The organism is Pedobacter petrophilus, assembly GCF_009674725.1.
Classification (GTDB): domain Bacteria; phylum Bacteroidota; class Bacteroidia; order Sphingobacteriales; family Sphingobacteriaceae; genus Pedobacter; species Pedobacter petrophilus.
The window spans coordinates 41,591-55,011 of record NZ_WKKH01000032.1 but is presented as its reverse complement, the minus strand read 5'-3'; the positions used below and the strand labels follow the sequence as shown (position 1 = coordinate 55,011).

Here is a 13,421-nt window from a genome sequence, read left to right as displayed (position 1 = left end):
GGACCTTATTAAATTAACTCGGCTAAGGGGGGCTTTTTAAAGTGGTGAAGAGGGGTCAATTTGAAGCGGTTTATCCAATTTTTCTTAAGAAAGGGCAAAACCCGGTTGATCGGGTTTTGCAAATTTAGCTATTATTTACCATGGGCTGCCACAGAAACTTCCTGCCAGTCTTCCCATGTTTTTATACGCTCTTCATAAGTATATTTAACCCATGGAAAGCCTTTTTTACCTAAAATCATTCTCAATGGAGGATTTTCCGAATCAATTAATTTAAGTACAGCAGCTGTTGTTGCTTCCGGAACACCAGTATCTTCTGCTGTTTGAGCGGCGAACATTCCGTTTCTTACCTCATCATAAACAGCCAGAGATTTGCTCTGACCTAATGAAGAAGCACTGAAATCTGTAGCAAAGCCATTAGGCTCCAAAATCGTGACCTTGATGCCAAATCCAGCAACTTCCGCAGCTAGCGATTCACTTAAGCCCTCAACTGCATATTTGGATGCACTGTAGATGCCCATAAGTGGTATAGATACTAACCCCAGTGCGCTCGAAAGCTGAATGATATGACCAGATTTTTGCTCACGCATCACCGGAATTATCGCTTGTGTAAGCCATATCAACCCTAACACATTGGTTTCGAGTTGCGCTCTAATCTCCTGTTCAGATACTTCTTCAATTGCCCCCATTTGTCCGTAGCCAGCATTGTTTATCAATATATCGATAACTCCAAAATGAGCCTTTGCTTTTGCAACTGCTTTAAAGGCATCGTCGCGATTGGTAACATCAAGTTGTAGCACAAGTAAAGTTGCAGGGTATTCTTTTGCTAAATCGGCTAAAGAAGACGGTGTTCTTACTGCCACCACAACATGATCACCACGTTTTAGAAAAGCTTCTGCCCATATCCGGCCTAATCCACGGGATGCGCCTGTTATAAAAATTGTTTTTTTCATCGTTATTTTTTTAAATCTTATGATGAAACAAATGTCTGGCAATCCTCAGGTTTAAGTAGGATACAAAAGTCGGAAATAAGGAAACATTTTTACGTCCATGCAAATAGGACTTAATATAGTTTGTAAAAAAAAGCACCAGCACAGCATTTATTTGTGAAAACAATGTAGCGGTTCTGCTAAATCAAATAATATTTTAAAAAAAAATAAAAATAAGTTTGTTTTATTGAACAGTGTTCAGTACATTTGTATCGGTTTAAAATCTGATAGCATAAAAAGAAATAATCCAGCGTTTAAGAATAACAATGACATGGGAATAGCAGAACGGAAATTGGAAGAGAAGCAGGAAATGCGTAAGCTCATATTAAATGCAGCCCGCAGGATCTTTCTGGAAAAGGGATATGAGCAAACCAGTATGCGAAACATTGCAACTGAAATTAATTATAGCCCGGGATCAATCTACTTTCACTTTAAAGATAAGGGAGAAATTTTCCACAAACTTCACAAAGAAGGCTTCGAACTGCTGATTGGCAGATTAAAGGTATTGGATACTGTTGCTGATCCGTTTGAACGTTTAAAAGCAGTTGGACGAATCTTTATTCAATTTGCTAAAGAAAATAAAGATTATTACAACCTGATGTTCCTCGTTGAGGAACCTGGTACAGATGCCCAAAGTGGCGGCTTTCAGATCGCGCAGGAAGCCATCAACCACCTTTTGGGCGTAGTAGAGGAATGCCAGCAACAAGGCAAATTTAAGGATATGGATCCGGAGTATTTTACCTTCATGGTACTATCTTCTATCCATGGAATCTGCGCTCTTTTTTGTAAGGACAGAACCACCAACTTCATGAATAAAACAAATGATCAACTGATGCAGCACGGATACGAGGCCTTCGTTGCATTACTGGAAAAAGGATAAACCTTTTTTTTTGCCTCTTTATTGAACACCGTTTAAAATTATAACAATGATTAATTATTTATTAAAGAAACCGAAAACTATTCAGCTGCTCTTGCTACTCCTTTGCATGTTAGCCACAAGGCAGTTGAAAGCCCAGAACAAACTGGAAACTTACATCCAACAGGGACTTTCATCCAGCGAGAGCATTAAACAGCAAAATTTTCTGCTTGAAAAAAATGTATACGCTTTAAAGGAAGCAAAGACTATGTTCCTGCCAAGTGTTTCCTTTTCCACTACTTACACTAAGGCAGATGGTGGGCGAACAATTGATTTCCCAACCGGAGATTTGTTTAATGCAGCCTATGCCACATTAAACCAGCTCACTGGAACCAATTCGTTTCCACAGTTACAGAACCAGAACATTCTGATCAATCCTGATAACTTTTATGATGCCAAGCTGCATACCGCCATGCCGATCTTAAATGCAGAGCTCATCTATAATAAAAGAATCAAGACCCAACAGGTTGACTTGCAAAAAACAGAAGTAAACCTTTATAAAAGAGAACTGGTAAAAGAAATTAAAATGGCTTATTACAAATATTTAAAAGCCATAAATGCCAGCAAAATCTACGAATCATCACTTCGTTTGGTTCAGGAAGGTCAGCGGATTAATACTTCACTTTTTAATAACGACAAAGTAAACCGCACGGCCGTGCTAAGAAGCAGTAATGAAGTTTCAAAGATCAATGCTTCCTATATAACCGCTACCAAAACCGCTGCTGCAGCCCGCTATTACTTTAATTTCCTTATTAACAGACCACTTACAGACAGTATCCTGGTTGATGAAATTAATACCCTTCCCTACCAGGATAAATTGCTGAATGATCAGATTACGGGGAGAGAAGAAATGACCAAGCTGCAAATTGCCAAAGAAATTAATGGCAACCTGAACGGGATGGCAAAATCTTACCTCATTCCAAAGATTGGCACCTTCGTAGATCTTGGCTCGCAAGCCTTTAACTGGAAGGTAAATAGCCAAAGTCGCTATTACTTTGCCGGTGCCTCACTGGAATGGAACCTTTTCTCTTTTGGAAAAAATACTGCCAGGATTAAACAAACCATTGCAGATAGAAAAGCCATTGAAGCCCAAACTGATTACGTGCAGTTGCAGCTTTCTACAGAAATAAAAGTGAGGCAAGCCGAAATACAGAGTGCAATTTCGCAATATAACGCCGCCCAATCGCAATTAAAAACCAGTAAAACCTATTACACAGATATGCTTAAGCTCTATAAAGAAGGGATGGCAATTTACATAGAACTGCTCGATGCACAGAACCAATGGATCGACGCACAACAACAGACCAATATTGCACTATTCGACACCTGGATTGCCTATACAGCTATCGAACGTGCAAACGCAAGTTTTAACATACAATAAAAATCATGATGACAAAAATTAGATTATCAAGCATCCTCAGCATAGCTGTACTTTTTCTATCCTCGTGTGGCGAAGAGCATAAGGCAAAAAGCCCAATGGGCGAACCCGATATTATTCCGGTTAAAGTTACCTCCATCTCTGTTTTAGCCGTGCCAGATTTCATTGATGCCACAGGCTTAATCAGTACCGAGAACGAAGCTAATTATTCATTCAAAATAGGCGGAATCATTAATCGGGTATTCGTAAATGAGGGGCAATCCTTTAAAAGCGGCCAGTTACTTGCCACGCTAAATTCAACAGAAATTGCAGCTGGTCTCGCGCAATCTCGCTTGAGTGTAGACAAAGCCAAACGCGACTACCAGCGTGCCGTTAACCTGTATCGGGACAGCGTTTATACATTAGAGCAGCTACAAAACACAAAAACTGCATTAGATGTAGCACAAAAGGCGACTGAAGCAACGGCTTTCAACGAACGCTACTCCAGAATCTACGCCACCTCTGATGGATTTGTAGCTAAAAAAATGGCAAATGAAGGTGAGGTTGTGGCTGCTGGCGCTCCAGTACTCATAACCAACTCGATCGGAAAAAGTAACAGCTACCTGCTTAAGGTTGGCGTAACCGATAGGGAATGGGCAGCAATAGTGCTGGGCCAAAAGGCCACAGTAACATTAGATGGTTATGCCGGCAAAAAATTTGAGGCAACCGTATTTCGCAGGTCGCAAGCTGCAGACCCTCAACTTGGTTCTTTCCAGATAGAACTCAAATTAAACCTAAATGGAACGAAACCTGCAGTAGGGATGTTTGGGAAGGCAGAAATTACAGTTGCCCAGGAACAAAGTGCCATAGTTGTGCCTTACGGATCGTTGGTAGAGGCAGACGGCCACAATGCATTTGTATTTGCACCCAATGGAACAAACCGTGTTAAGAAAGTTCCGGTAACTATTTTAAAGTTCGACAATGAAAATGTCTACCTGAAAAAGGAACTGCAGGGCGTAGATCAGATCGTTGTTTCCAATAGCGCCTACCTCAACGAACAGTCTATCATTAAAATTATCAGGTAACCAACTACAACCATGAAAATTACAAATTTCTCTGTCAAGAACTATCAGTTCACCATGGTTATCTTTATGCTCGTGGCGGTAGTCGGCGTACTTACGCTGTTTACCATGCCACGTTCGGAAGACCCGACCACCCACCCACCACAATACCTCATTACGGTAATTTATCCTGGAACCAGTCCGAAAGATATGGAAGAACAGGTAGTTAAACCCATCGAAAATAAAATCTATGGATTAGAGAACATCGATAAAATACTCACCTCTGTAGAAGATGGCGTTGCTGCAATACAAGTTAAATTCAAATATGGTGTTGATGTAGATAATAAATATCAGGAAATATCCACCGAGATCAATGCCCTGAAAAACAGTGAACTGCCGAAGGATATTTACATGATTAAAACAGAAAAGATTTCTTCTTCAGATGTAAAAATCCTGCAGGTTGCGCTGGTATCGGATAATGCCTCTGGTAAAACACTAAGAGATAAGGCTGATATCCTTAAATCGCGTTTAGAAAAAATCACCAACCTGAAAGAAGTTAAATACTTCGGTATGCCGGAGCAGGAGATCAGAATCGACATGCAACTGGACAAACTTGCGCAATTAAAAATACCATTAAATGTTGTTGTTGGCAGTTTGCAGAGCGAGGCAGCAGATGTACCCGGAGGAAGTATTAACCTTGACAGCAAGATCTTTAACGTGAAGACCAGCGGCAAGTTCAAAAACGTAGATGATGTAGCAAACACCGTGATCTATAACGCGAACGGAAAAATCGTTTACTTAAAAGACGTTGCCCGGGTAAGTTACAAAGATGGCCAAATTAACCACATTACCCGTTTAAATGGCCACCGCAGCATTTTGGTTACCGCAGCCATGAAAGATAACGTGAACATTGCCAAGGTGCAAGAAGAATTCCTTCCGGTGCTTGATGAATTTAGCAAAGGTTTACCTGCCAACATTAAAATGATCAAAAACTTTGATCAGGCGAATATGGTTTCGAAGCGACTGGGCCATTTAGGTTTCGATTTCGGACTGGCAATCCTCCTGGTTGTCATTACCCTTTTACCACTGGGGTTCAGGGCATCGCTGATTGTAATGATCTCCATCCCGCTATCTCTTGCCCTTGGCCTTATTGTTATGAATTTATTGGGCTATTCGCTTAATCAATTAAGCATTGTGGGGCTGGTTGTTGCATTAGGACTTTTGGTTGATGATAGTATTGTTGTAGTAGAAAATATCGAGCGCTGGCTCAGGGAAGGCCATTCGCGAACAGATGCCATCCTAAAAGGCACCAAACAGATCGGTGTTGCCGTAGTTGGTTGTACAGCTACATTAATAATTGCTTTCCTGCCACTGGCTTTCTTACCAGATATGGCCGGAGAATTTATCCGCAGTCTTCCAATGGCGGTAATGACAAGTGTAATGGCCTCCATGATTGTTGCATTAACACTTGTTCCTTTTATCGGCAGTAAATTATTAAAAACGCATACACATGGTGAAGGAAATTTCTTTCTTAAACACCTGCAAAGATTTTTAACCTACGCTTACCGCGGCATTATGCCAAAAGCCCTGGCGTGGCCAAAAGTTACTATCGGGATCTCGGTAGCATTAAGTGTGATCGCATTTATGCTGTTCCCATTAGCGGGATTTAAACTTTTCCCTACTTCAGAAAAGCCAATGTTTTTGATTAATATCAAAATGCCGTTACAAGCAGATATCCCTGAAAGTGACCGTGCAACCAGGCTGATAGAAAGTGAACTTAAAAAACATAAGGAAATTGTCTATTACACTTCCAACGTTGGAAAAGGTAATCCACAGGTGTATTACAATGTGCATCAACAAGATATCAAGCCAGATTTTGCACAGGTTTTCGTTCAAATGGATGAAGAGGCTAGTCCAGCATCTAAAACAGAACTGATTAAAAAATTAAGAAATAAATTTCTGAATTTCCCTTATGCAAGAATAGAGGTAAAAGATTTTGAACAGGGAACGCCTATTGAGGCCAATATTGTGGTAAGGGTTTTTGGTGAAGATCAGGATACGTTAAGAGCACTCTCATTTAAGGTTGAAGACATCCTGAAAAAGCATCCCGGTACTTTTTACATCAACAATGAGCTAAACACCTATAAATCAGATATAAAAATAAAAATCGATAAAGAAAAGGCACGTACTTTAGGTGTGCTCACCAGCGATGTGGATAAGGTAATCAGGCTGGCAGTTGCGGGATTGACTGTGGGCGATTATATTGATGATCGCGGGGATGCCAGGAATGTGGTGATCACCTTACCGAGAGAAAAATTCTCCAACCTTGATGCCTTCAAAAATCTTTATGTAAATAACATCCAGGGCGTTCCTGTACTGGTGGATCAAATTGCATCGATTGGTTTCGAAACCTCCCCTACTGCAATTAACCACTTCAATAAATCGCGCTTTGCGAAAGTTACCTCGCTCACAAAAGAGAACGTTTATGCGAATGACATTTTGAAAGATATCGTACCACAGTTGGATAAATTAAAAATGCCTCCAGGCTACTATTACAAGCTATCTGGTGAAGCAGAATCTGAAGGCGATGCATTGGGTGGTAATTTCCTTTCCATCATCTTACTAAGTGCATTCCTGTTTGTCGGTGTTTTATTGCTCCAGTTTAAAAACTTTAAAGGCATTATCATCGTACTGTCCATCATTCCATTAGGCATATTGGGTGGCGTAATATTCCTGCTGATCACCGGAAATCCCATGTCATTGGTATCGATTATCGGTTTTATCGGTTTATCTGGCATACAGGTTAAAAACTCACTGTTATTAGTAGATTTTACCAACCAGCTCCGGGCGGAAGGACATAGTATAGATGAGGCAATTGGCATGGCAGGTGAAACCCGTTTTCTTCCTGTGGTACTTACCTCGATTACCGCTATATGTGGACTGTTACCAATTGCACTAAACCCAAATCCACTCATAGCACCATTGGCCATCGTATTAATTGGCGGACTGATTACCTCTACCATCTTATCACGGATTGTAACACCGGTAATGTACAAGCTTATTCCACCATCAATAGATCAAGACTAACAGAAGCTTAATTAACATAAATAAAAAAATAAATGGAAGAATATATCGTATTAACCGGTGCCTCATCTGGCATCGGTTATGAAATGGCAGTCCAACTGGCTGCCCAAAAAAAGAACCTGATTCTGGTTGCCCGCAACGAGGCAAAACTAAAACAGATACAAACAGAACTGATTGCTGAACATGGAATATTGGTAGAGATCATGGTTAAAGACCTTTCCAAAGCTCAGGCGGCAATAGCACTTTACAAGGATATAAAAATCAAAGGGTTTCAGGTAAATGCACTGGTAAACAATGCGGGAGTTGGCAATTATGGCAGTTTTATCGAAACTTCATTGGAAGAAGAACTTGACATGATCGAACTGAACATTTCCAGTTTAGTAGCGCTTACCAAACTATTCGTAAGGGATATGGTAGCAAAGGGTTCTGGCAGGATTATGAACGTGGCTTCACTGTTATCATTTTTACCATTCCCCTATTATTCGGTTTATTCTGCTACGAAGACCTTTGTACTGGCCTTTTCAGAAACCCTTGCCGCAGAGCTGGAAGGTACGGGCGTAATTGTTACCGCCCTTTGCCCTGGCCCCACAGAAACCGGGTTTAATACCGATACCATGAAAACAACCAATGTACTAAAGGCCAATAAACCCATATCACCAAAAATTGTAGCAAAGGATGGCGTTAAGCTTCTTCTGAACGGAAAAGGCAAAAAATTAGTCGGTTTTATGAACTGGTTCCTTTCTAACCTGCCACGTTTTACACCAGATGGGATAATGATGAAGATCAAAAAGAACCTGGCCAGTCAGCAGAAATAACAGTTAATTTTTGACTGATCAAGATACAAACGCAGGAACTGAAAAACAGAATACTATCGTGTGTCCCATCGTCATTTTCCTGAACAGGGCATTCAATATCAATTTTTACCGGAAGTAACCAACCTGAATTTGGAGCATTAGCACATCCTCCTGAATAGCACAAAACATATTAAATAAAATATTATGAATATCACTGAAAAAATTAATGAACTAAAAGAAAACAGACTTGGGCTGATTTCAATAGTAAAAAACTTAAGCATAGCACAGCTTAATGAAATTCCGGCAGGTTACGCCAATAACATCATCTGGAATTTGGGGCATATCCTGGTTACGCCTGCACATCACCTTTTTCCCGGAATGGAAAACCTGTTACCTGTAGGTGAAAAGTACATCAACAGTTATAGCGATGGAACAAAACCAACCACCAATATTGGCGAAACCGAGATTAATGAAATTATAGCATACCTTCCGCTCTCGTTAGATAGTCTGTTACAGGCCCACGATGCAGGTCTTTTTACAGAAGATAAAGGTTTTGGTAAAAGAGCATTTGAAGGTGCACTGGATTTTTTATCTTTTCATGAAAGAATGCATTTTAGCAGAATCAGGGCAATACTCGCCGCAATTGAGTCAAACTAACATCCGGTAAGTTTAAAAATCGCTATACCAATAGCCAGAAAAATGATTGGCGAAAATATATTCATATTTTTTTGAACAATTATCGCCAATTTCAGTTTGATAAAGATCACTTAGACCTTTAATTAACTGCTGATTTATACCTCCCGATGATGACCCTAGGCTCCCGATTTTATATCGCAATGATTTCCTTGCTAATGATATCATTACTATCTGTTTCTTCCTGTTTTGCACAATCGCAGACGGCATTGAACATAAAAGCATATTCAGACTATCAAAAAGCTGATAAGGAACTTAATATCGTTTACCAAAAGATTTTGAAGCGTTACGCTCAGGAATCACTATTCATCCAAAAATTTAAAAATGCCCAACGGCTGTGGATTCAACTGAGGGATGCGGAACTGGACGCGAAATACCCGGAGGTCGGAACTTATGGATCTGTAGCACCTATGTGTGAGTCTATATACCTGGAAACATTAACCAGGGATCGAATCAAATTTCTGAATGTTTGGAACACCGGAATAGAGGAAGGTGAGGTTTGCCTGGGCTCGGTAAAGCAACGGGATAATTGATTTCAAACATGCTTTTAACGCCAATTTACCACCTATACAAATGAACTATATTTTAATTTTGGAAAACGCTTATCAAAATTAAATATCATCATTAATAAACCTTTAGAAACCATTTAATCTAAATAGCCCTATGAAAACTTTACTAACAACATTCCTGGCCTTATTCCTCACCCTTACACTTTCTCAAAAAAGCCAGGCTCAGGAGGATGCGCGGATCAAAATTACACTGAGTACAAGTTTTAATGGAAAGCCCCTCACCGTTCCCTTAAACAGCGTTTCAACTTCGTTATCGCGCTATTACGATGAGCCTGTTCCGGGCACCACAAATGTAAAGGCAAAAGATTCTACGGCAACCAAAACCGAACCCGTAGTTTCCAGTTACAAAGCGGGCATTTTTTATCTTACCATAGATGCAAAAAGTTTGCCTGATGATCTGCTGAAACTTGTGGCGGGCAAAAAAAATACTTTTGATGGCACCATCACCATTGCCGATAGCTATGGTAAATTACCTACAAGAACAATCAAATTTTTCAAGGCATATCTTTATAGCTTTTCAGATCAATACTCCTCTACTTATTATAGCGACTCCATTGGCAATGCGGTAATATCGCTGAGCTGTAATGCGCTCTCTATAAATGGCGTATTAATCGAACAATAGTAAACCCGGCAGTCTCTTTTACGAAACGGTTAGCTAATCCATTACAAATTAAACACCTCTTTTTCTAATGAAATACATCTTAATTATTGCTTCTGTTTTTCTGCTCGGCACTAAGGCGCAAACCCAAATAAAACCAATATCAAAGGGATGGCATTCATTTACCATTCAGTGGATAACCTTTAACAAATCAACTCCGGGAAAAGTGTATATCAAGGAAATTGGGGAAGAAGAATACAGCATTGAGGGTGAGCAGAGAGATCCAAAATCAAAGGAGTACGTAACCATCAAAGGAACATTCCTGAACCGGGGAAACATTTTAAAATTTAATGGAAAAATTGTCTCCAAAATCAATTCTATCAATGGCGGACAACCTTGTGAACTTACCGGACTTTCGATCTTTAAAGCCAGTGGCAAAAGAAAGTACTGGCGGCTGCAACAAATGCTCAATTGCGACGGGGAAACCACAGATTATATAGATATCTATTTTTAAAAAGACGAGGCTTGCTTATCAAAAAAGCAGTAATTCTTATCTTTTTGATAGCAGAAAAGAAATTAAACGCAGAAGCCTCCCGAAACGGGAGGCTGTGCCTGACTGCTATCACTGGGTTAATGTTTTCCTTTACCGTTTCCCTTGGAATTACCTCTTCCCATCTTATTGTCCTGAACCTTTTGTTTACCCTTTCCGTTTCCAGGGGAATAACCTGCTTGTTTAAAACCCTTGCCAGGGTGCCCTTTTACCACAAAATATTTTGGATTTTTACTTTTGGAAATTATTGCCTGTCCGCTCTTCCCTTTAAATTTGGCATACTTAACCTTATAATCGTTGTGGTGCAGATAAGGTTTTGGTGAATTAACGACAACTTTATAACCATTATATAAATCGTAGTTGCCATATCTTGAAGGGAGTGATGGACCAAATGCCCAACTATTCCCATCTAAATATATGAACTGGCGCTGGGGTACGCTATAATAACTATCCACATCGGGAAGATAGTAGTAATCAACGTGATCATATCCCACTGGGCCCCAAAGCGGCTGGGCACCGATGTTGACGTTTACATTCAACTGCGCATTGACCTTTTGCGAGTACATTAACCCGGCAATTAAGCCTAGCATCATAATTAGCTTTTTCATGTTTTCGAATTTAATAGTTACCTGATGATATTTATTGTCTGAGGGTGATGACACCCATTGCTGTATTCTGTCCAAGGCTTACATTTACCGCGCTGATTGTACTATCTCTATAGCCTGCTAATGGTGTAAATTTAACCCTGTAGCTCCCAGCTGCCAGTCCGCCAACGGTAAACTTACCACTTAAAGGATCAGCTACTGTTCCAATGGTATCAGTTCCCGCAATAACAAGTACTTCCGGATGGCTGGCCAAAGGCAATACAGTTCCCGAAATTACTCCGGATGTGGCAGCGGTAAGACCCCGGACAACCGGTTTCAACAGATACTTCCCGTTTCCAGCGCTTACAATTGATTTTGCTGCATCAAAATCCAACAATAAAGTGTATGCAACCCCGGCTACCAGGTTTGGATTAGCGGTCAATTTCACTTTCCAACCAGAACTTTGCGCACTAGGGGTTTTCAGCTCCTGTTCAATGCCATTTACCACAATTGTATTCCCGTTATCGTTCAGCACCAGTCTAATTTCTGTGATATCACCACTTGGCATATCGCCTGATGCCACAAGAATATCAGGGTTCGCTGTACCTATTCTAAAGTTTAAGATATTAAATATTCCGGTGTTTACGGCAAAAGTATAAGGCTTATCACCCGAAACCAGCACAATTTCTTTAACGCTTAAATTAATTTTATCGAAACTTCCGGGTGCATCGGTCATTTTGATATTGATTTTTGTGGACCCTTCAGTTGACGAATCAGCATCTTTTTTACACCCCGCCACGCCAGCTGTAATCAACAGCCCGGCAGAGATTAATAAGATATGTGCAAATTTTGTTTTCATAATAGTAGATTTAGTTATCATTATCTTAAAGCTCAAAATTGTACCGCCAACATGAAAAGAACATGAAATTTTTAATTTATTTTTTTCATGTTCTTTTCATCTTCTACGTTTAGCTTTGAGCGTTCGTTTTCACTCCATCTTAGAATGTACACCACTAAAGTTTTTCAAGGGAAACTTTTTATATATTTACTCACATGAGAATAATCAGTTTCGTTTCTTTTACTACGAGCATTATCCTATCACTTTCATTAAATGGCTTTGCAAAAAAGACAAATATGAAAATTAACCTTCCAGGCAATTTAAGCCTTTATGTAGAAAGCAGGTTAGACTCATTACCATTACAATCAAACCAGCAACAAGAGCAGCAGGATAAGAAAACTTCAAAAAAAAACAAAGCCGAAGTAGAAATAAAGCAGGTACCGAAAGCAAAAAGACAAATGAAACCCCTGGCGGTGAAACCTCATGTAAAGGTAAAGCCAATTAAAATCATTCGCCCCAGGATCAAAAGGCCATAAAGGAAAAATATGAGAAAAATGCTCTTTACATTAATATTCTGTCTGGCCGGGTCTGCATGCTTCGCCCAGCAAGACTCTTCAAGGGCAACCATTACATTCGCTGCTATTTATAACAGCAACATCAATTATTATGGGCAGGTTACCAGCGAAAAATATCCTTATATTCTGGCGAATGCGACCTTCACGTTACCTATTGGTCTATACTTTTCAGCAGGTGCTTACCGTTTGCTAACCTATGGTTCAGGAATTTCTGAAACTGACCTTGGAATAGGTTATGAACATGATTTATCAGAAAGCCTCAATGTAGGGCTAGCCTATACCCACTCCTTTTTTCCAGCCAGCTCTCCCCTCCTGCAAGCCTCGAATGCCAATAATATTAATTCCTCCATCACCAAAAACTGGCCTGTTTTCAAATCTGCCCTTAACCTTGACTATGCTTTTGGCAAACAAAACGACTTTTTTGTAAGCTTGGCTAATTCTAAAGAAATTGAACTTGGGAATTTGTTTAATGATAAGAATACGATCTCAATTGAACCTGCACTCGAGATCACTGCAGGAACCACTAACTTTTATGAAACCTACCTCATCGAAAAGCGTAAACGCAGCAATTCTGCCGGCAATGGAAAAAGTGGTTCAGCACCTGGAATCGTAAATTCGCAAACTGGAACAGTTGTAGAAACGTTAAGAAACAGTTTCCATATTTTTGCATACTCCCTTAAACTACCACTAGTCTTAAGCAGGGGAAATTACCTTGCAGAGCTGAGCTACCAATTTTCGGTTCTGAGCTATAGAGCCGAAGCCGATAGCAAAGCTCATCAATCATTCTTTGGCCTTTCGATATATTACCAGCTTTGA

The 13,421-nt window shown here is 40.0% G+C and carries 14 protein-coding genes; 11 read left to right on the top strand and 3 right to left on the bottom strand.

The window, feature by feature from the left end:
• Positions 1-131 precede the first annotated feature (131 nt).
• Complete coding sequence (locus GJU39_RS17310; RefSeq protein WP_154282255.1) at positions 132-950, bottom strand: SDR family NAD(P)-dependent oxidoreductase; 819 nt, start codon at positions 948-950, stop codon at positions 132-134.
• A 307-nt stretch (positions 951-1,257) separates the two neighbouring features.
• Between GJU39_RS17310 and GJU39_RS17305 the strand changes: the two genes are divergently transcribed.
• From GJU39_RS17305 to GJU39_RS17265, 9 genes are all read left to right on the top strand, one after another.
• A complete protein-coding gene (locus GJU39_RS17305) occupies positions 1,258-1,866 on the top strand; it encodes a TetR/AcrR family transcriptional regulator (protein ID WP_154282254.1) in 609 nt (202 codons plus the stop codon).
• 46 nt (positions 1,867-1,912) lie between these two features.
• Positions 1,913-3,283, top strand: coding sequence for a TolC family protein (locus tag GJU39_RS17300; protein WP_209437675.1), 1,371 nt, complete (start codon positions 1,913-1,915; stop codon positions 3,281-3,283).
• Positions 3,284-3,288: 5 nt separating this feature from the next.
• The gene (locus GJU39_RS17295; protein ID WP_209437674.1) at positions 3,289-4,344 is read left to right on the top strand and encodes an efflux RND transporter periplasmic adaptor subunit; all 1,056 of its coding nucleotides are present in this window, start codon (positions 3,289-3,291) and stop codon (positions 4,342-4,344) included.
• 12 nt (positions 4,345-4,356) lie between these two features.
• Complete coding sequence (locus tag GJU39_RS17290) at positions 4,357-7,407, top strand: efflux RND transporter permease subunit (protein WP_154282253.1); 3,051 nt, start codon at positions 4,357-4,359, stop codon at positions 7,405-7,407.
• Positions 7,408-7,439: 32 nt separating this feature from the next.
• Complete coding sequence (locus GJU39_RS17285) at positions 7,440-8,219, top strand: SDR family NAD(P)-dependent oxidoreductase (protein WP_154282252.1); 780 nt, start codon at positions 7,440-7,442, stop codon at positions 8,217-8,219.
• Between the two features lie 183 nt (positions 8,220-8,402).
• Positions 8,403-8,855: a DinB family protein gene (locus GJU39_RS17280; RefSeq protein ID WP_154282251.1), complete on the top strand. Its 453-nt coding sequence runs from the start codon at positions 8,403-8,405 to the stop codon at positions 8,853-8,855.
• Between the two features lie 194 nt (positions 8,856-9,049).
• Positions 9,050-9,424, top strand: a complete 375-nt coding sequence (locus tag GJU39_RS17275) for a lysozyme inhibitor LprI family protein (protein WP_209437673.1) — start codon at positions 9,050-9,052, stop codon at positions 9,422-9,424.
• 130 nt (positions 9,425-9,554) lie between these two features.
• The gene (gene tssD, locus GJU39_RS17270) at positions 9,555-10,082 is read left to right on the top strand and encodes a type VI secretion system tube protein TssD (RefSeq protein WP_167515711.1); all 528 of its coding nucleotides are present in this window, start codon (positions 9,555-9,557) and stop codon (positions 10,080-10,082) included.
• Between the two features lie 67 nt (positions 10,083-10,149).
• Entirely contained in the window at positions 10,150-10,572 is a 423-nt protein-coding gene (locus tag GJU39_RS17265) for a hypothetical protein (protein ID WP_154282249.1), read from the top strand.
• 116 nt (positions 10,573-10,688) lie between these two features.
• Here GJU39_RS17265 and GJU39_RS17260 read toward each other — a convergent pair whose 3' ends face one another.
• On the bottom strand, positions 10,689-11,216 hold the full coding sequence (locus tag GJU39_RS17260; protein ID WP_154282248.1) for a hypothetical protein: 528 nt from the start codon (positions 11,214-11,216) through the stop codon (positions 10,689-10,691).
• 31 nt (positions 11,217-11,247) lie between these two features.
• A complete protein-coding gene (locus tag GJU39_RS17255) occupies positions 11,248-12,051 on the bottom strand; it encodes a DUF4382 domain-containing protein (protein ID WP_154282247.1) in 804 nt (267 codons plus the stop codon).
• A 275-nt stretch (positions 12,052-12,326) separates the two neighbouring features.
• On the opposite strand from GJU39_RS17255, the gene GJU39_RS17250 reads away from it, so the two are divergent.
• The gene (locus GJU39_RS17250) at positions 12,327-12,566 is read left to right on the top strand and encodes a hypothetical protein (protein ID WP_154282246.1); all 240 of its coding nucleotides are present in this window, start codon (positions 12,327-12,329) and stop codon (positions 12,564-12,566) included.
• A gap of 9 nt (positions 12,567-12,575) precedes the next feature.
• Positions 12,576-13,421, top strand: a complete 846-nt coding sequence (locus GJU39_RS17245; RefSeq protein WP_154282245.1) for a hypothetical protein — start codon at positions 12,576-12,578, stop codon at positions 13,419-13,421.